Origin of the sequence: Nocardiopsis alborubida (assembly GCF_012396365.1) — a bacterium.
GTDB lineage: Bacteria > Actinomycetota > Actinomycetes > Streptosporangiales > Streptosporangiaceae > Nocardiopsis > Nocardiopsis alborubida.
In genome coordinates this window covers 26,685-44,406 of record NZ_JAAXPG010000014.1, presented here as the reverse complement: position 1 = coordinate 44,406, position 17,722 = coordinate 26,685, and the positions used below count along the sequence as shown (strand labels likewise).

Sequence of the window (17,722 nt, the reverse complement as noted above, 5' to 3'; positions counted from 1 at the left end):
CGCTTGCGTTCACTGTTGCCGACGCCCAACCCTACCCGCGGCCCGTGCGTGCGCGGGACCGCGCGGCCCCTGTCGGACCCGGACGGGCCGGAACCGCCACTGGTGTGACACGAGCCCCCTGACCTGTGTCTTGGCGAGTGTGGAGCGCCGATCCTCGCCATGAGTACGAGATCACGGCGAAGGGGGTTCACAGTCCGGGGTGGACCGACCAGCCGTCGGCGGCCAGCGCCCGCGCGAGCGTGTCCACCGCCGCGGGCAGCACGTACAACTGCGCCACGCCCAGCGGCAGGCCCGGCGTGTGCTCGATGCGCACGTCCTCGATGTTGACCCCGGCATCCGCCGCGGCGGCGAACAGGCGGCCCAGCGCTCCGGGCTCGTCGGGGATGACCACCGGCATGACCGTGTAGTCGGGCAGCCGTACCGTGCCGTGCTTGCCGGGGATGCGGCCGTGACCGGACCTCCCCCGCTCCAGCAGGTCGTGCACCGGAGCGAGGTCCGACGCCGGCACCGCCTCCGGCCGGTCCGCCAGCGCGCGCAGGGCGTCGGCGGTCGCCGCGAGGTCGGCGGCCACGGCGTGCAGGACCTCCGCGACCGGGGCGGCGTTGTGCGTGAGGATCTCGGACCACATGGCGGGGTCGCCGCCAGCCACCCGGGTGACGTCGCGCACGCCCTGCCCCGCCAGGGCCAGGGCGGCGTCGTCGCCCGAGAGCAGCCGCGCCGCCACCGCCGACGAGGCCACGTGGGGCGCGTGCGAGACCAGCGCCACCGCCCGGTCGTGCGCCGTCGCGTCCAGCACCAGCGGGTCAGCGCCGCACATGCGGGCGACCTCGGCGACGACGGCGACGGCCTGCGCGTCGGCCTTGCCGGTGGGGCACAGCGCCCACGAGCGGCCCAGGAACAGGTCGGCGCGCGCGGCGCCGGGGCCCTGCTTCTCCCGGCCGCCCATGGGGTGCCCGGCCACGAACGTGGCCATGTCGCAGCCCAGCCGCTCGGCCTCGGCCAGCACACTCGCCTTCACACTGGCCACGTCGGTGTAGACGTGGGCCAGCCCCCGGTCCTGCGCCCGGCGCAGCACGGAGGGGATGACGGCGGGCGGCGCGGCGATGACCGCGAGGTCGGCCGGGGCCGGGGGCGGGTCGTCGGACTCCTCCAGGGGATGTCCCGCGCCCAGGTCGCAGGCCAGGCGCAGGGAGGCGGAGTCGGGGTCGGAGAGGGCGACGTCGACGCCGCGCGAGCGCAGGGCGAGCGCCACCGACGTACCGATGAGCCCCGTCCCCACCACCGTGACCCGGCGCACCGGGAGCCGCTGCTCCCCGTCCCCCCGCGCACCGCTGCTGTCGTCCACTGTTCTCCCGCCTCCGACGCGTACCCGTTCCCCCAAGCCTACGACCTGCCCGGAGTCCGGTGGCGGGGACTACTGGGCGATGTCCAGCCGAAGGGCCTGGGCCCCGCGCAGGTAGACGTGCTGGAGCTCCGAGCGCGGCCGGTCCGTCTCCACGTGCGCCATGAGGCGCACCACACGCGGCAGGGCGTGGGGGACGGCGATCTCGGTCGCGCACATCAGCGGGACGTCGGAGAATCCGAGCTTGCGCGCGGCCAGCGCGGGGAACTCGCTGTTCAGGTCGGGGGTGGCGGTGAACAGCACGCTGATCACGTCGTCGGTCTCCAGGGCGTTGCGCCGCATCACCTCCGAGACCAGTTCGGCCGTGGCCTCCAGCACCTGCTCGCGTTCGTCCGCGTCGACCTGCACCGCACCGCGGATGGCCCGTACCGCCACGTTCGATCCCGCCTCGTCCTCGTTCACCGTGCCGTACCCCGGAAAAGGGGAACGGCGGCCGCCGCCCGGTGTCCGGGTAGGCGACCGCCGTCAACTGTATCTACAGGCCCGCCGCCTCGTAGAGTTCGCTCACCTCACGCGAGGTGAGCGCCCGCATCGTGCCCAGTTTGAGGGCGTTCAGGTCGATCGGGCCGACCTGGGTGCGGGCGAGGTCGGCGACCGGGTGGCCGACGGCCTCCATCAGGCGGCGCACGATGTGCTTGCGGCCCTCGTGCAGCCGGATCTCGACGAGCGACTTGGGCGGGTCGTTGTCGACCACGCGGAAGGAGTCGACCTCGACCGGGCCGTCCTCCAGCTCCACGCCCTTCTGGATCTCGCGGACCACGCGGTGCGGAACCGGACCGGGCACCTTGGCGATGTAGGTCTTGACGACCTTGTAGCGCGGGTGGGTGAGCCGGTTGGCCAGCTCGCCGTCGTTGGTCAGCAGGATGAGGCCCTCGGTCTCGGTGTCGAGCCGACCGACGTGGAAGATCCGCTCCTCGGTCTGACCGGTGTAGTCGGCCAGGGTGGGGCGGCCCTCCGGGTCCCACATGGTGCTGACGACGCCGCGCGGCTTGTTGAGCGCGAAGTACAGCTTGTCCGGGGCGGTGACCACGCGCATGTTGTCGACGCGGATCTCGGAGGACTCGGGGTCGACCCGGGCGCCGAACCTGCGCACGACCTGGCCGTCCACGCTGACGCGTCCGGCGGCGATCATCTCCTCGCTGGCCCGGCGGCTGGCGACCCCGGCCGCGGCGAGCGCCTTCTGGAGGCGGATGCCGTTCTCGACGTCGGTGTAGGTGTCGCGCGCCTCGTCGGCGTGGTCCTCGTCCTTGGGGTCGTAGTCGGCGCGCAGGGCGCTGAGCCGCTCACGGGCCGCCTTGGAGAGCTGGTTCTCGCTCGTGACGCGCTTGGCGCCGGAGCGGTCGCCGCCAGGGCGGCCGTCGCGGTCCTCACGGGGCTCGCGGTCGCGGAAGTCGCGCCCGCCGCGCTCGTCACGATCCTGGAAACGGCCGCCCGAACCGCGGTTGTCGCGGTCGCCGTGGGAACGGCGGTCATCGCGGCCGCCGCCGAAGGAACGGCCCTCGGCACGCTGACCGTCGCGCCCGCCGCGGAAGTCGCGCCCGCCGCGGCTGTCGCGGTCGCCGCGGAAACCACCGCGGTCGTCACGGCCGCCGCCCGGGCCGCGTCCGCCACGGTCGTCACGACCGTAGGAGCGAGCGCCCGAACCGCGGTTGTCGCGGCCGCCGCCGAAGGAACGGCCCTCGGCACGCTGACCGTCGCGCCCGCCGCGGTTGTCGCGGTTGTCGCGGTCACCGCGGAAACCGCCGCGGTCGTCACGGCCGCCGCCCGGACCGCGGTCACTGCGGAAGCCACCACGGTCACGGTCATCACGACCGCCCCGGAAGTCACGCCCGCCACGGTTGTCCCGGTCACCGAAGGAACGGCCCTCACCGCGCTGGCCGTCACGGCCACCGCGGTTGTCCCGGTTGTCGAAGGAGCGGCGGTTGTCGCGGTCGCCGCGGAAACCACCGCGGTCGTCACGACCGCCGCCCGGACCGCGGCCGCCGCGCTCGTCACGACCACCCGAGAACGAACGCCGGTCCCCGCCGTCACGGAAGTCACGGCCGCCGCCGGGGCCACGGCTGTCACGCCCACCTCGGTTGTCGCGGTCGCCGCCGAAGGAACGGCGGTCGTCGCGCTGGCCGTCGCGGCCGCCGCGGAAGTCGCGCCCGCCGCGGTTGTCGCGGTTGTCGCGGTCACCGCGGAAACCGCCGCGGTCGTCACGGCCACCGCCCGGACCGCGGTCACTACGGAAACCACCACGGTCACGGTCATCACGACCGCCCCGGAAGTCACGCCCGCCACGGTCATCACGACCGCCCGAGAAGGAACGTCGGTCCCCGCCGTCACGGAAGTCACGGCCTCCGCGGTTGTCGCGGTCGCCGTGGGAACGGCGGTCGTCGCGGCCGCCGCCGAAGGAACGGCCCTCGGCGCGCTGACCGTCGCGGCCGCCCCGGGAGTCGCGTCCGCCACGGTTGTCGCGGTCACCGCGGAAACCACCGCGGTCGTCGCGGCCCCGGGGGCCGCGGTCGTCCCGGTGACCGCCGCGGGGACGGTCGTCCCGGCGGTCCCGGCTGTCGCCGCGGCCCTGTCCGCCGCGCTTGTCGTAGTCGCCGCGCTCACCGCGCGGGGCGTCGTCCCGCGCACCGCGGGAACTGTTGTTAGGTGTGCTCACCGGTGTCGTCTAGACCTTCGATGTCGTCGGGGAGGAACGGCGCCAGATCAGGCAGCTCGTCGAGGCCTCGCAGGCCCAACCGTTCCAGGAAATAGGAGGTGGTCCGATACAGCAGCGCACCGGACTCGGAGTCGTGTCCGGCCTCTTCGATCAGGCCCCTCAGTACGAGGGTACGCATAACCCCGTCGCAGTTGACACCGCGCACGGCGGAGACCCTGCCCCGGGAGACCGGCTGTCGGTAGGCCACCACCGCCATCGTCTCCAGTGCGGCCTGGGTGAGCCGCACCTCCTGCCCCTCCCGGAGGAAGTGCTCGACGACGTCGGCGCATTCGGGCCGCGTGTACACACGCCACCCGTCGGCCACCGCCCTCAGGTCGAAACCCCGGCCCTGCTCGGTGTATTCCCGCGACAGCGACTCCAGCACCCCGACGACCACCGTGACGGGCACGTCCATGGCCCGTGCCAGGTCGTACTCCGACACCGGCTGGTCCACCACCATCAGCACGGCCTCCAGGTCGCGGCGCAGAGTGGCCGGCGCGTCCCCGGCGGTCTCCACGGCCGCTCTGGCCGCCTCCCCCGCGGCTTCCCCGCCGACCGCTCCGGCCGCGCCGACCGCCTCCCGGTCCGCCGTGTCCCCCGCCGTCGTGTCCCGGACGCTCATGGGCGCTCCTCCGTCTCCCCCGGCCCGCTCCCGCCGCCGGTGTCCCCGGCGCCGTCGGCCTCGTCGTACTCGCTCTCCAGCTCGACCTCGCCCTCGCCGCCGGTCCAGGAGACGAGCAGCTCCCCCAGCGGTTCGGGCTGGTCGAAGCCCACGTTGGAGGCCCGGTACAGCTCCAGCAGGGCGAGGAAGCGGGCGATGACCTCGAAGGTACCGGTGCAGGCGGCCGTGAGCTGGGCGAAGGTCAGCCGCCCGTGCTCGCGCAGCTCCGCCACCATCAGTTCGCCCTGCTCCTTGACCGACGTCTTGGCCTGGTGGATGTGGGTGACCGGGACGCTGGGCGGCTCCTTGGGCGTGAAGACCATCCCCGCCAGGGCGGCGAACTCCTGGGGGCCCAGTTTGAACAGCACGTCCGGCCGCAGCCCCGCGAAGCGCTCCTCCAGCGGGACGGCGCGCGCGTAGCGGCGCCCCTGCGAGGCCAGCCGCACCCGCATGAAGGAGGCGACCTCCTTGTAGGCCCGGTACTGCAACAACCGGGCGAACAGCAGGTCGCGGGCCTCCAGCAGGGCCAGGTCGGCCTCGTCCTCGACGTCGCCGCGCGGCAGCAGGCGCGCCGCCTTCAGATCCAGCAGGGTCGCCGCGACCAGCAGGAAGTTGCTGGCCTGGTCCAGGTCCCAGTCGTCTCCGTGCGCCCGGATGTGCGCGATGAACTCGTCGGTGACCTTGGACAGCGACACCTCGGTGATGTCGAGCTTGTGCTTGGAGATCAGCCCCAGCAGCAGGTCGAAGGGCCCCTCGAAGTTGTCGAGGTGCACCTGGAAGGCGTTGTCGTCCACCTCCGCGCCGGTGTCCGCCGACGTCCCCTCAGCCCCCATGGCACCGGCCCCGCGTCGTCTTCCTCATGAGACAAGGGTGTCACCGGCCAGAACCCGCCGGTGACACCCGTGCCCCCTCCGTCATCGAACCGGCACCCCCTCCGGTACCGGTGCGCGTGCTTCAGTCCTCGGTCAGCCTGCGTACCAGCATGCTGGCCGGTCCGTGCTCCTCGAAGTCCGCCAGCAGCACGGCGACGGCCTCGCGGACGAGGCGCCCCCTGTCGGCGGACAGCCCGTGCTCGGCGCGCAGCGAGAGCCGGGTCTGTTCCAGCGCCAGCAGTTCGGGCCCGGAGATGTAGACGGTGATCTTCTCGTCGTGGCGTTGGCGCCCGCTCGGTTTGGGCGCGCGTGCGGCCTTCGCGGCGGACGTGCCCCTGTTGCTGCCGTTGGAGCGCGACGACGCCTCGCCCCTGCTGCCCTGCTCCGGTGCCTTGTGCTGGCGGTCGGTCTCTTCCGGCACCTCCTCGGTGCCGCTGGGACGGAAGAACAGTTCGTCCGCCCCGGGTAGGGTCACACGCCGTGACCGCTGAGAGGCCACCTCGCCAGCACCTCCTTGGCCAGCTCCCGGTAGGCGTTGGCCCCGGCCGAGGACGAGTCGAACCTGGTGATGGGTTCGCCCGCCACGGTGGCGTCGGGGAAGCGCACGGTGCGGTTGATGACCGTGCCGTAGACCTTGTCCCCGAACCCGTCGATGATGGTGGACAGCACCTCGCGCGCGTGGAGCGTGCGCGGGTCGTACATGGTGCCCAGGAAGCCGTCGATGACCAGGTCCTCGTTGAGCCGCTCCTGGACCTTCTGGATGGTGTCCATCAGCAGCGCCACACCGCGCAGCGCGAAGAACTCGCACTCCAGCGGCACGATGACGCCGTCCGCGGCGGTGAGCGCGTTGACGGTGAGCAGGCCCAGCGAGGGCTGGCAGTCGATCAGGACGACGTCGTAGTCGTTGATGACCGGTCTCAGCGCGCGGCCCAGCATCTGCTCGCGCGCCACCTCGCCGACCAGCTGCACCTCGGCGGCTGACAGGTCGATGTTGCTCGGGATCAGGTCCAGGCCGTCGATGTCGGTCTTGAGCAGGACGTCCTCGACCGTCACGTCCCGCTGCATGAGCAGGTTGTAGACGGTCAGGTCCAGTTCGCGCGGATCGAGGCGGCCCAGGCCGACGGAGAGCGCGCCCTGCGGGTCGAAGTCGACCAGCAGCACCCGTCTTCCGTACTCGGCGATGGCGGCGCCGAGGTTGATCGTCGTGGTGGTCTTGCCGACCCCACCCTTCTGGTTACAGAGTGCTACAATCCGTGCCGGGCCGTGTTCGTCGACGGGCCCTGGCTCCGGATAGGCCCGGTCGGGTCTTGAGGTGTGCAGATCAACCCCCGTGTTGCGTGTCGTCCCCCACGGGTTGGTCACCGGGTCGACGCGCTCCCCCTCGCCGACAGGTGCGGTGTTCGCAGCCTCGTTGTCCCAGTTCACAACCCTTGACCTCCCCTACGGATCGGCCACGGCTAGGGATGCCGCGCGCCCCTGCTCCCTGGCCGCCGTCGGAAACTCAATATGTCGACAGCAACGTACCTCCGCGCGGCGACTCTAGAACGCCGACACGACGCACTTCAACAAAACGTACGGGTAGAATCCCACGCCTGCGCCCCTGGGGGAAATCGGAACCTCGAACCGGGTTGTTCCGCTTCGCCCCCGCGCGCGGGCCCCGCGCGGTCGCGTCCCCGCTCAGCGCCGTGCCCTGGGATGGCTCGACGCGTACACCTCGCGCAGGTGCTCGACCGTCACCAGCGTGTAGATCTGTGTGGTGGTGACCGAACTGTGTCCCAGCAACTCCTGCACGACCCTGATATCGGCACCGCCGTCGAGCAGGTGGGTGGCGAAGGAGTGACGCAGGGTGTGCGGTGAGACGCCCTCGACCCCGGCGCGCTCGGCCACGGCCGCCAGGATCCCCCAGCCGCCCTGCCGGGTGAGCCTGCCCCCGCGCGCGTTGAGGAACAGCGCCGGACCGCCCCGGCCGGAGGCGGCCAGACCCGGCCGGGCCCGCACCAGGTAGCCCGAGAGCGCACGGCGGGCGTGGGAGCCCAGCGGCACCACGCGCTCCCTGCCGCCCTTGCCTCGGAAGCGCACCAGGCCCACGGCCTCGTCGCCCTCCACCGCGTCGGCGACGTCGTCCACGTCCAGCCCCACCGCCTCGGAGACGCGCGCGCCCGTGCCGTAGAGCACCTCCAGCAGGGCCCGGTCGCGCAGGGCCAGCAGCCCGGCGCGGTCGCCGGAGGCCGGGGACCCGGCCGGCCCGGCGGCGTCCAGGAGTCGCTCCACCGACGCCAGCGGCACCGCCTTGGGCAGGCGCATCGGCGGCGCGGGCGGGGAGACGTCGGCGGACGGGTCGGTGGCGGCCCAGCCCTCCCGGGCCGCGAAGCGGTGCAGGCCGCGCACGGCGGCCAGGGCCCGCCCGGCCGAGGCGGCGCCGAGCGGCGGGTGGTCGGCGTCGCCCTCGCGCAGGGCCCGCAGGAAGTCGCCCACCCGGGCGGGGCCCACCCGGTCGGGCGAGAGGACGCCGTGCTCCGCCAGGTACCCGCGGTAGCGCTTCAGGTCGCGCCGGTAGGCCGCGAGGGTGTTGTCGGCCAGGGCGCGCTCCGCGCTGAGGTGGTCCAGGAAGGCGGCGCACACCCGAGCCAGCGGATCCTCCTCCCCCTCGCCCGCCCGGTCGGCCACGGGTCAGTCCTCCGCGGGCTCGCGCAGGGAGGCGAACCCGTCCGCGGCGGCGGCCTGGGCGGCCAGGACGCCGATGACGGTGGCGCCGTTGTGCAGCCTGCCCGCCATGACCAGGGCGACCGCCTCCTCCAGGGGGACCCACTCGGCGACCAGGTCGGCCTCCTCGTGCTCGCGTTCGAAGCCGACCTCCTCGGGCGGCACCACCGACAGGTCCCGGGCCAGGTACACGTGGATGCGCTCGTCGGAGAACCCGGGCGAGGGGAAGAAGTCGGCCAGCTCGTGCCAGCGCCCGGCGCGCAGCCCCGCCTCCTCGACCAGCTCGCGCTGGGCGGTGCGCAGCGGCCCCTCGCCCTCCTCGTCGATGAGCCCGGCGGGCAGCTCCCACAGGGTGTGCCGGGTGGCGTGGCGGTACTGGCGCTGGAGCAGCACCCGGCCGTCGGCGTCCAGGGCCAGGGCCGCGGCGGCGCCGGGGTGCTCCATGTAGTCGCGGGCGGCCACGGTCGTGCCCTCGCCGTCGCTGCCGACCATGCGCACCCAGTCCGTACGCATGCCGCACTTGACGCTGCGGAAGCGTTCCTCGGAGCGCTCCACCGGCCATGACTCGGGGGCGTCCGCGACCTTCGCGTCCGCCCCCGTGGAAAAGGCCGGGTGGGTGTCACTGGGCATGGGTTCCGCCTCTCAGGACTCACTCGTGCCCCGCCCGCCCGGCCACCAGGTCAGGAGTTGTGGTACTCCAGGGCCGCCGAGACCAGCCCGCGGAAGAGCGGGTTGGCCTTGGTCGGGCGGGAACGCAGCTCCGGGTGCGCCTGCGTCGCCACGAAGAACGGGTGGGCGTCCCGGGGCAGTTCGACGTACTCCACCAGCTTGCCATCCGGGGAGAGCCCGGAGAACACCAGGCCCGCCTCCTCCAGCTGGGCGCGGTAGGCGTTGTTGACCTCGAAGCGGTGGCGGTGCCGCTCGGAGGCCTCGGCGCCGTCGTAGAGCTCGCGCACCACGGTGCCCTCGCCCAGCGCGGCCGGGTACATGCCCAGGCGCATGGTGCCGCCCATGTCGCGCTCCCCGGCGACGACGTCGGTCTGGTCGGCCATGGTGGCGATGACCGGGTCGGCGGCCTTGTCGTCGAACTCGGTGCTGTTGGCGCCCTCCAGGCCGAGCACGTCGCGGGCGTACTCGATGACGACGGCCTGGAGACCCAGGCAGATGCCCAGCAGCGGCACCCCGTTCTCACGGGCGTAGCGGATGGCGCCGATCTTGCCCTCGATGCCGCGCACGCCGAAGCCGCCGGGGATGAGGATGCCGTCCGCGCCGTCCAGCTCGGAGGCGGCGCCGGAGGGGCTGGCGCAGTTGTCGCTGGCCACCCAGCGGATGTTGACGCGGGTGTCGGTGGCGAAGCCGCCCGCGCGCAGCGCCTCGCTGACCGACAGGTAGGCGTCGGGCAGGTCGATGTACTTGCCGACCAGGGCGATGGTGACCTCGTGGTCGGGCTGGTGCACGCGGCGCAGCAGCTCGTCCCACTCGGTCCAGTCCACGTCCCGGAAGGGCATGCCCAGGCGGCGCACGACGTAGGCGTCCAGGCCCTCGCGGTGCAGGACCTTGGGGATGTCGTAGATCGAGGGGGCGTCGGGGGTGGAGACCACCCCGGCCTCGTCCACGTCGCACATGAGGCTGATCTTGGACTTCAGGCTCTGCGTGATGGGGCGGTCCGAGCGGCACACGATGGCGTCGGGCTGGATGCCGATGCTGCGCAGGGCGGCCACGGAGTGCTGGGTGGGCTTGGTCTTCATCTCGCCCGACGGGCCGAGGAAGGGGATGAGGGACACGTGCAGGAAGAAGCAGTTGTCCCGGCCGATCTCGTGGCGGATCTGGCGGACCGCCTCCAGGAAGGGCTGCGACTCGATGTCGCCGACCGTGCCGCCGATCTCGGTGATGACGATGTCGACGTCGGGGGCGTCCATCGCGTAGATGCGCGCCTTGATCTCGTTGGTGATGTGCGGGATGACCTGCACGGTGTCGCCGAGGTAGGCGCCCTGGCGCTCCTTGGCGATGACGCTGGAGTAGATCTGGCCGGTGGTGACGTTGGCCGTCGCGGACAGCTCGGTGTCCAGGAAGCGCTCGTAGTGACCGACGTCCAGGTCGGTCTCGGCCCCGTCGTCGGTGACGAAGACCTCGCCGTGCTGGAAGGGGTTCATCGTCCCCGGGTCGACGTTGAGGTAGGGGTCGAGCTTTTGCATGGTGACCCGCAGGCCGCGCGACTTCAGGAGTCGTCCCAGGCTGGAAGCGGTCAGGCCTTTACCGAGACTGGAGGCGACGCCGCCGGTAACGAAAAGGTGCTTGGTACTCGCGGCGGATGCCAAAGTGGTGCTCCCGTGGGTTGAGTGGCTACGGCGGGCTCGGGTCGGGCTGAGCGGCCGTGCGGCGGTCCGGTTGCGGGCGGTTGAATCGTCGCTCCGGCCGCCGGACTCCACGGGGCACCAGGATAACAGGCACCCCGGACGTCCACACCCGGGGAGACCGCCGTACACCCCCCTGCTCCCTCCCGCCACCAGCGCGATCGCCTTCTCCGCAGAGGTTCGGGCCCCGGAGCGGCGCGCGGAAACCGTTCGTGGCGCCCCGGGGGCCGGGGCCCGCGGAGTCGGCGGAGGACGGGGGCCGGGCGACGAACGCCACAGGGGCGCCTCAGGCCGGGAACGCCCCGGCGCGGCCCAGGTAGGCGGGCGGCCGCTTGTCCAGGCGCTGGCCCATCCACTCGCCCAGGGCCGCGGTCCCGGAGAGGCTGATCCCGGTGTGCAGGCCGCTGCGGTGCAGCGCGTACAGCAGGTCCTCGGTGGCGATGTTGCCGGTGGCGGCGGGCGCGAACGGGCAGCCGCCGAAGCCGCCCAGGCTGGAGTCGAGCACCCGCACCCCCGCGTCCACGGCCGCGAGCGCGTTCGCGTAACCGGTGTTGCGGGTGTTGTGGAAGTGGCAGCGCAGCGCACGGCCGCCAGCGACCTCGCCGACCGCGGCCACGAGTCCGGTCACCTGGCGGGGCACGCCCACGCCGATCGTGTCGGCCAGGGCGATCTCCACCGCGCCGGTGTCGGCGACGCGGCGGACCACCTCCACCACGCGCTCGGGCGCCACCTCGCCGTCGAAGGGGCAGCCGAACGCGGTGGAGACGGTGACGCTCAGCGGGATGCCCGTCCCCTCCAGGGCGGCGTCGATGTCGGCCAGGGCGGCGAGCATCTCCTCGACGGTGCACCCCTGGTTGCGGACGCAGAACCCGTCGGTGGCGGGCACCGCCACGTTGACCTCGGAGACCCGCGCGGCCACCGCGCGGTCCAGGCCGCGCCGGTTGAGGACCAGTCCGATGTGGGAGACCCCCGGCGCGCGCGTGACGCCCGCCATGATCTCCTCGGCCCCGGCCATCTGGGGGACGCGCTTGGGGTTGACGAAGCTGACCGCCTCGATCCGGCGTGCGCCGGCGGCCGCCGCGCGGTCGATCAGTTCGATCCGGTCCTCGACCGAGAGGGTCCTCGCCTCGTTCTGGAGGCCGTCGCGCGGCCCCACCTCGACGATCTCGACGTGCTCCGCGCCCTCGGGCCCGCTGTCGCTGGCGGCCATCGTCCGTCCCCTTCCACGCGCCGTTGCGTCAGCGCACAGGGTAGTGGAGCCCCGGGGGGCGGGCCCGCCCCGGGCTCCGCCTCCCGTTGTCCACAGGCACGGGAACGGGCTGGCGCGGGACGGGCGGAGCGCGGTGTACTGGATACCGGGGGGCCATCCCCAGCTCCCCGTTTCGTGCTGCCCGGTTTCGCGCTGTCCGGACCGGCGCGCCTCCTCCCGCCGCCGCAGCCCGGCGCCCGGCCCACCGCGCGTCCCCGGCGCTGGTCCGCCTCCGAGCCGGATCAGCGCAGAGCGAGCGCGGGGCGGACCTCCCAGGTCGTCCACACCGGGCGGTACCCCATGCGGTGCCAGAACGGCCCCGACAGCGGGTTCATCGCCGCGTAGTTGAGCACCGAGACGCCCACACCGTGGCTGTCCAGCGCCTGGTGCGCCTGGCCCACCAGCGCGGTGCCGATCCCGCTGCCGCGCTCCGCCGCGGTCACCACGCCGTAGCCGATGTGCGCGATCGGGCGCGCGTTGACCAGCGACTTGGCCCAACGGGAGCGCTCCGGCGGGGACACCCACAGCAGGCCCACGGCGCGGCCTCGCCGCTCGGCCAGCCAGATCCAGGACCGCGAGCGGTTCAGCGCCCTGGCGGCCACCTCACGGGTCTGCTCGGCGGTGTCGGGTTGCAGGAACACCCCGCCGAAGTGCTGTTCGTAGCGGTGCTCCTCCATCAGCAGGCCGACCACCTGGGTCAGGTCGCTGCGGTCGGCCAGCCGGATGGTCACGTCGCGCGGCGGCAGCGACGGGGGCACGCCGCGGCGGCGCTGACGGGCGGCCAGCACGGTGTAGGGCTGCAGGCCGTGGCGCTGGAGCGGGATGATGCCGCACACGTCGCGGGCGGGCCAGCTCACCAGGGCCGCCGACTCCGACCCGGTGCCGGTCGGCAGGTCCTCCAGCTGGTCGCGCCAGCTGGTCAGCAGCGAGTCCAGGGCTCGGCCGGGGTCGGGGCCGCCCACGATGGGGGTGAGCCAGTGCTGGTCGGGCACGCCCCATATCCGGCCGACCTCGCCCGGCTGGTACCAGGTGTAGTGCATGGTGCCAGCGGCGACGGCGCGGCCGTCCTCGTCGCTGACGGTCAGGAGGGGATAGGAGCCCGGAGCGAAGTTGATCGGCTCGGGCAACAGCGAATCCACGGCCGCCCAGCGCTGGGCGGCCGAGCTCACCAACGGGTCCAGGCCGACGTCGCCCCCGGGCGACTCATCATGCCGCACCCGTGCGACATAACCGCTCATCCACCCCTCCCCTAGCGGGTCCTCACGTCGAACGCGCGCCCTCGGAACGGCTCCGGCAGGGCGCGTGCGCCGCACCTGGGCCGTCGTGCCACCCCGGCGGGATCGTGCCACCCGGGCGGGAACAGGCCGCACCGCAGGCGGGACGAAACGACCGTACCGCCTCAGAGCCGGCCAGGAGGACGAAACAGCCAACTGCAACCAAGAATTCACTGCGCGTCGCCACGCCCGCTCGGCCTCGGCGTCCCCGCGCCGCCGTTTCCTGCGCGCGCACGGACGCGCACCACGGTAACGGATCGAAGATCACTCTCGGGTGCCGGGGCGGTCAACGCCCCGACACGGATTCCCCGACACGGCCTTTCCGGCGCCCAGCACCCGCCGCAGCGGGACCACCACCGCACGGTCCTCCCGACGCGGACCTCCCGACGCGCGGCCCCGGCACGCGCGCCCACGTCCGCGGGATCACCGCTGCGCGGTGCCGCCCTCGGCCACGGTGGTGTTGCGCCCGTGGTTGATCACCTCGGGCTCACCGGAGGCGAAGGAGATCCTGTTGTCCACCCCGACCAGCACGATCTTGTCCGCCGATCCCACGTCGACGGTGGACCCGCGGCCGGTGGCGCGCACCAGTCCGCAGTCGCCGTGCAGCACGACGACGGCCTCGTCCGCGGTCACGACGACCTCGCGCTCGCCGCAGTCCTCGCTCACCTCGGCACCGTCGTCGACGACGATGAGCACGTCCTCGGTGCTGACGTTGTGCTTGGGCATGTCGGGCCCGTCCTCGCCGGAGGCGCCCTCGGTGCCCGGGGCGCCGTTGGGCGGCTCGACGTCCTCGTGCCCGAAGGCCAGACCACAGCCGGGAAGGAGGCCTGTGATCAGCAGGCCGCCGCCCGCGGCCACGAGAAGCCGAACTCTCATGTTCTCCCCCACAACCGGATAACCGGCAATTGCGACATACGGCTTGCGCGAAGCCAAGAGTATGTCACGCGGAGGTAACTGCGCGACCTCACCGTTCTCAAAAAGTTTCCGTTCCGAGATGTGAGTGCCGATCTGACCCCGGTGTTCCCAGAGCTGGAAACGCTACCCCATGGGCACTGGCGTCACTTCACCCCGGCCGCGTCCATGCCGCGAAGCTCACGTTTGAGTTCGCCGATCTCGTCGCGCAACCGGGCCGCCAGCTCGAACTGGAGGTCGGTGGCCGCCTGGTGCATCTGCTCGCTCAGCTGCTCGATGAGCCCGGCCAGATCCGCGCGCGGCATGTTCGACACGTCCGCCGAACGCTCGCCCAGCGCGGGCACCGGCGCCCGGCCGCCCCTGCCCCCCGGGCTGCGGTACCCGGTGGACATGAGCTCCTCGGTGTCCACGTCCTCGCGGTTGAGCGTGTCCAGGATGTCGGCGATCTGCTTGCGCAGCGGCGTGGGGTCGATCCCGTGCTCGGCGTTGTAGGCCAGCTGCTTGTCCCTGCGCCGGTTGGTCTCGTCGATGGCCGCCCGCATGGAGTCGGTGACGTTGTCGGCGTACATGTGCACCTGGCCCGCGACGTTGCGCGCCGCGCGCCCGATCGTCTGGATCAGCGAGGTCTCCGAGCGCAGGAAGCCCTCCTTGTCCGCGTCCAGGATCGCCACCAGCGACACCTCGGGCAGGTCCAGGCCCTCACGCAGCAGGTTGATGCCCACCAGCACGTCGAACTCGCCCACGCGCAGCTCGCGCAGCAGCTCCACGCGGCGCAGCGTGTCCACCTCGCTGTGCAGGTAGCGGACCCGGATGCCGAGTTCGGTGAAGTAGTCGGTGAGGTCCTCGGACATCTTCTTGGTGAGCGTGGTGACCAGCACCCGCTCGTCGCGCTCGGCGCGCACCCGGATCTCGTGGACCAGGTCGTCGATCTGCCCTTCGGTCCGCTTGACCAGCACCTCGGGGTCGACCAGCCCGGTGGGGCGGATGACCTGCTCGACCACCTCGCCGCCGCCCTGGCGCAGCTCGTAGCGGCCCGGCGTCGCCGACAGGTAGATGCTCTGTCCGATGCGCTCGGTGAACTCCTCCCACCTCAGCGGCCGGTTGTCCATCGCCGAGGGCAGCCGGAAGCCGTGCTCGACCAGGGTCCGCTTGCGCGCGGCGTCGCCCTCGTACATCGCGCCGATCTGCGGGACGGTCACGTGGGACTCGTCCAGCACCAGCAGGAAGTCCTCGGGGAAGTAGTCCAGGAGGGTGTTGGGCGGGCTGCCCGGCTCGCGGCCGTCGAAGTGCCGCGAGTAGTTCTCGATGCCCGAGCAGGTGCCCAGCTGGCGCATCATCTCCAGGTCGTGGGTGGTGCGCATGCGCAGCCGCTGAGCCTCCAGCAGCTTGCCCTGGCCCTCCAGTTCGGCCAGCCGCTCGCCCAGTTCCGCCTCGATGGTGGCGATCGCCCGCTCGGTGCGCTCCTCACCGGCCACGTAGTGAGAGGCGGGGAAGATGAACATCTCCTGGCTCTCACCCAGCACCTCGCCGGTGAGCGGATGCAGGGTCAGCAGGCGCTCGACCTCGTCACCGAACATCTCGATGCGGATCGCCAGCTCCTCGTAGACCGGGATGATCTCGATGGTGTCGCCCCGCACGCGGAACGTGCCGCGCGTGAACGCGGTGTCGTTGCGGGAGTACTGCATCTCCACCAGGCGGCGCAGCAGGTCGTCGCGGTCGACCTCCATGCCCACCGCCAGCTGCGCCATCCGGTCCACGTACTCCTGAGGGGTGCCCAGGCCGTAGATGCACGAGACCGAGGCGACCACGATCGTGTCCCGGCGCGTGAGCAGCGAGTTGGTGGCCGAGTGGCGCAGCCGCTCGACCTCGTCGTTGATCGAGGAGTCCTTCTCGATGAAGGTGTCGCTCTGCGGGACGTAGGCCTCGGGCTGGTAGTAGTCGTAGTACGACACGAAGTACTCGACCGCGTTGTTGGGCAGCATCTGGCGCAGCTCGTTGGCGAACTGCGCCGCCAGGGTCTTGTTGGGCTGCATCACCAGGGTGGGCCGCTGGAGCTGCTCCACCGTCCACGCCACGGTCGCCGTCTTGCCGGTGCCGGTCGCGCCGAGCAGCACCGTGTGCGGCTCCCCGTCCCGCACCCTCCTGCTGATCTCGGCGATCGCGTTCGGCTGGTCCCCCGCCGGGGTCATCTCCGAGACCACCTCGAAGGGCGCCTCGCTGCGTTTGATGTCGCTGACCGGTCGCACGTCGCCTCTTCTCCCATCGAGCTGCGGGCCGCCCCCGCCGCCCGCGTGTCCCTCACCCCTAACGCTACAGACCGCGTACGACATCCCTTCCCGGTCGCGGGCGCGGAGTTACCATCGAGACCAGCGCTCTGCGTCCGAAGCGAGGTGACAGCCGTGTCACACCCCTCCAGACCGACCTTCGACCCGGACCTCCCCCCACGCGCGGTCGCGCGCATGCGGGCCCGTCCCGAGAAGCTGCTCCCGGCCGCGGCACGCCCGCGGCGCGGGCCCACCTGGCGCCAGGGCGCCGCGATCACGGCCGCGGGGTGCACCTCCCTGGCCGCCCTCGCCCTGCTCTCCCCGGCAGCGGGAGTCGTCCTGGTGGCCCTGCTCTGCCTGGGGACGACCGCGGCCGTCCTCGGCCTGGCCTCGCTCAGGGGCTCCTTCACCGACGACTGGGCCGACCTGGTCATGCACGCCTTCTGGGCGCTGCCCGCCTCCACCGTGGGCGTCCTGGGCGCCCGGACACTGCTCGACCAGGCACTCGGGCCGGTCGGCGCCGCCGTTCCCGGTGACCCCGCGACCGCCGCCCTCTACCTGACCGCCGCCGCGGGCGGCGCCGGGGCCATCCTGCGGCCCGGCATGGTCGCCCGCCTGGCCTCGGAGTACGCCGACCGGTACGTGCTGCCCCAGGACTTCGGCCGCACCCATGGCTACGCCTCCCGCAACGAGGAGCCCGAGGCCCACCTGTTCGCCGCGCTCCAGCAGGCCACCGACCGGGTGGAGGAGGGCGTCCGGGTGCTCGGCGACTCCTTCGACGCCGCCCAGACCCTGCCCCTGCTCCGCGAGGAGGAGTGGCGGCTGTCCCAGGAGCTGCTGCGGCTGCGCTCCCTGCGCAGGGAGCTGGTGGCGCGCCGGCGCGAGGCCGTGTCCGAGCAGGTCACCCGGGCGCTCCAGCCGCAGGAGGAGGCGGTGGCCCGCGCCCACGAGGCGCTCACCGAACGGGTCGGGGTGCTGACCGGTTACGGCGAGCGGGTGCACGCGGCGGTGACCGCGCACCGCGAGTGGGAGCAGTGCCAGGAGATCGCCGACCGCGCCGGGGACTACGCCGACCTGGCGCTGTCCTCCGCGCGGGAGCAGGTACGTCCCCAGGAGATCGACGACAGCCTGCTCAGCGTGGAGGCCGCGCACTCGGTCCGCGAGGAGCTGGTGCGCGAGGCCGTGGCCGCCGGGTCGTCCCTGTCCGAGGTCCTGCGCCGCGGGCGGGACTGAGGGGAGGGGTGGCGGTGGCGGAGACGGTGCCCGTGGCAGGCGACGGCCCAGGGGGCGGGGCGGCCGCGCGCGGCCGCCCCGTCTCCGTACGGGCGCCCGCGGGTTA

15 protein-coding genes are annotated in these 17,722 nt (G+C 72.8%); 1 reads left to right on the top strand and 14 read right to left on the bottom strand.

The window, feature by feature from the left end; all coding sequences use genetic code 11:
- Positions 1–187 precede the first annotated feature (187 nt).
- From HGB44_RS15900 to uvrB, 14 genes are all read right to left on the bottom strand, one after another.
- A complete protein-coding gene (locus HGB44_RS15900) occupies positions 188–1,345 on the bottom strand; it encodes a prephenate dehydrogenase (protein ID WP_061078562.1) in 1,158 nt (385 codons plus the stop codon).
- A 69-nt stretch (positions 1,346–1,414) separates the two neighbouring features.
- A complete protein-coding gene (gene aroH, locus HGB44_RS15895; RefSeq protein ID WP_026115058.1) occupies positions 1,415–1,777 on the bottom strand; it encodes a chorismate mutase in 363 nt (120 codons plus the stop codon).
- Positions 1,778–1,877: 100 nt separating this feature from the next.
- Positions 1,878–4,055 carry a pseudouridine synthase gene (locus HGB44_RS15890; protein ID WP_082768187.1) on the bottom strand — a complete coding sequence of 726 codons (2,178 nt, stop codon included), beginning with the start codon at positions 4,053–4,055 and terminating at the stop codon, positions 1,878–1,880.
- Entirely contained in the window at positions 4,042–4,716 is a 675-nt protein-coding gene (gene scpB, locus HGB44_RS15885; RefSeq protein ID WP_231972215.1) for an SMC-Scp complex subunit ScpB, read from the bottom strand. Before scpB ends, HGB44_RS15890 begins: the two co-directional genes overlap by 14 nt.
- Positions 4,713–5,588 carry a segregation and condensation protein A gene (locus HGB44_RS15880; protein WP_061078561.1) on the bottom strand — a complete coding sequence of 292 codons (876 nt, stop codon included), beginning with the start codon at positions 5,586–5,588 and terminating at the stop codon, positions 4,713–4,715. Before HGB44_RS15880 ends, scpB begins: the two co-directional genes overlap by 4 nt.
- A 121-nt stretch (positions 5,589–5,709) precedes the next feature.
- The gene (locus HGB44_RS15875) at positions 5,710–6,102 is read right to left on the bottom strand and encodes a hypothetical protein (protein WP_061078560.1); all 393 of its coding nucleotides are present in this window, start codon (positions 6,100–6,102) and stop codon (positions 5,710–5,712) included.
- The gene (locus HGB44_RS15870) at positions 6,099–7,052 is read right to left on the bottom strand and encodes a ParA family protein (RefSeq protein ID WP_061078559.1); all 954 of its coding nucleotides are present in this window, start codon (positions 7,050–7,052) and stop codon (positions 6,099–6,101) included. Before HGB44_RS15870 ends, HGB44_RS15875 begins: the two co-directional genes overlap by 4 nt.
- A 252-nt stretch (positions 7,053–7,304) precedes the next feature.
- Positions 7,305–8,294 (bottom strand): site-specific tyrosine recombinase XerD, encoded by a 990-nt coding sequence (locus tag HGB44_RS15865; RefSeq protein ID WP_061078558.1) that lies wholly within the window; start codon positions 8,292–8,294, stop codon positions 7,305–7,307.
- Between the two features lie 3 nt (positions 8,295–8,297).
- On the bottom strand, positions 8,298–8,960 hold the full coding sequence (locus tag HGB44_RS15860; RefSeq protein ID WP_061078557.1) for an NUDIX domain-containing protein: 663 nt from the start codon (positions 8,958–8,960) through the stop codon (positions 8,298–8,300).
- A 50-nt stretch (positions 8,961–9,010) separates the two neighbouring features.
- Complete coding sequence (locus HGB44_RS15855; RefSeq protein ID WP_082768186.1) at positions 9,011–10,648, bottom strand: CTP synthase; 1,638 nt, start codon at positions 10,646–10,648, stop codon at positions 9,011–9,013.
- Positions 10,649–10,970: 322 nt separating this feature from the next.
- Positions 10,971–11,894 carry a hydroxymethylglutaryl-CoA lyase gene (locus tag HGB44_RS15850; RefSeq protein WP_061078555.1) on the bottom strand — a complete coding sequence of 308 codons (924 nt, stop codon included), beginning with the start codon at positions 11,892–11,894 and terminating at the stop codon, positions 10,971–10,973.
- Positions 11,895–12,175: 281 nt separating this feature from the next.
- Positions 12,176–13,171 (bottom strand): GNAT family N-acetyltransferase, encoded by a 996-nt coding sequence (locus HGB44_RS15845; RefSeq protein ID WP_061078554.1) that lies wholly within the window; start codon positions 13,169–13,171, stop codon positions 12,176–12,178.
- Between the two features lie 459 nt (positions 13,172–13,630).
- Entirely contained in the window at positions 13,631–14,083 is a 453-nt protein-coding gene (locus tag HGB44_RS15840) for a DUF3060 domain-containing protein (protein WP_082768185.1), read from the bottom strand.
- A gap of 182 nt (positions 14,084–14,265) precedes the next feature.
- Entirely contained in the window at positions 14,266–16,365 is a 2,100-nt protein-coding gene (uvrB, locus tag HGB44_RS15835; protein WP_061078552.1) for an excinuclease ABC subunit UvrB, read from the bottom strand.
- Between the two features lie 153 nt (positions 16,366–16,518).
- On the opposite strand from uvrB, the gene HGB44_RS15830 reads away from it, so the two are divergent.
- Entirely contained in the window at positions 16,519–17,616 is a 1,098-nt protein-coding gene (locus tag HGB44_RS15830) for a hypothetical protein (protein WP_231972214.1), read from the top strand.
- The last annotated feature ends 106 nt before the right edge of the window (positions 17,617–17,722 follow it).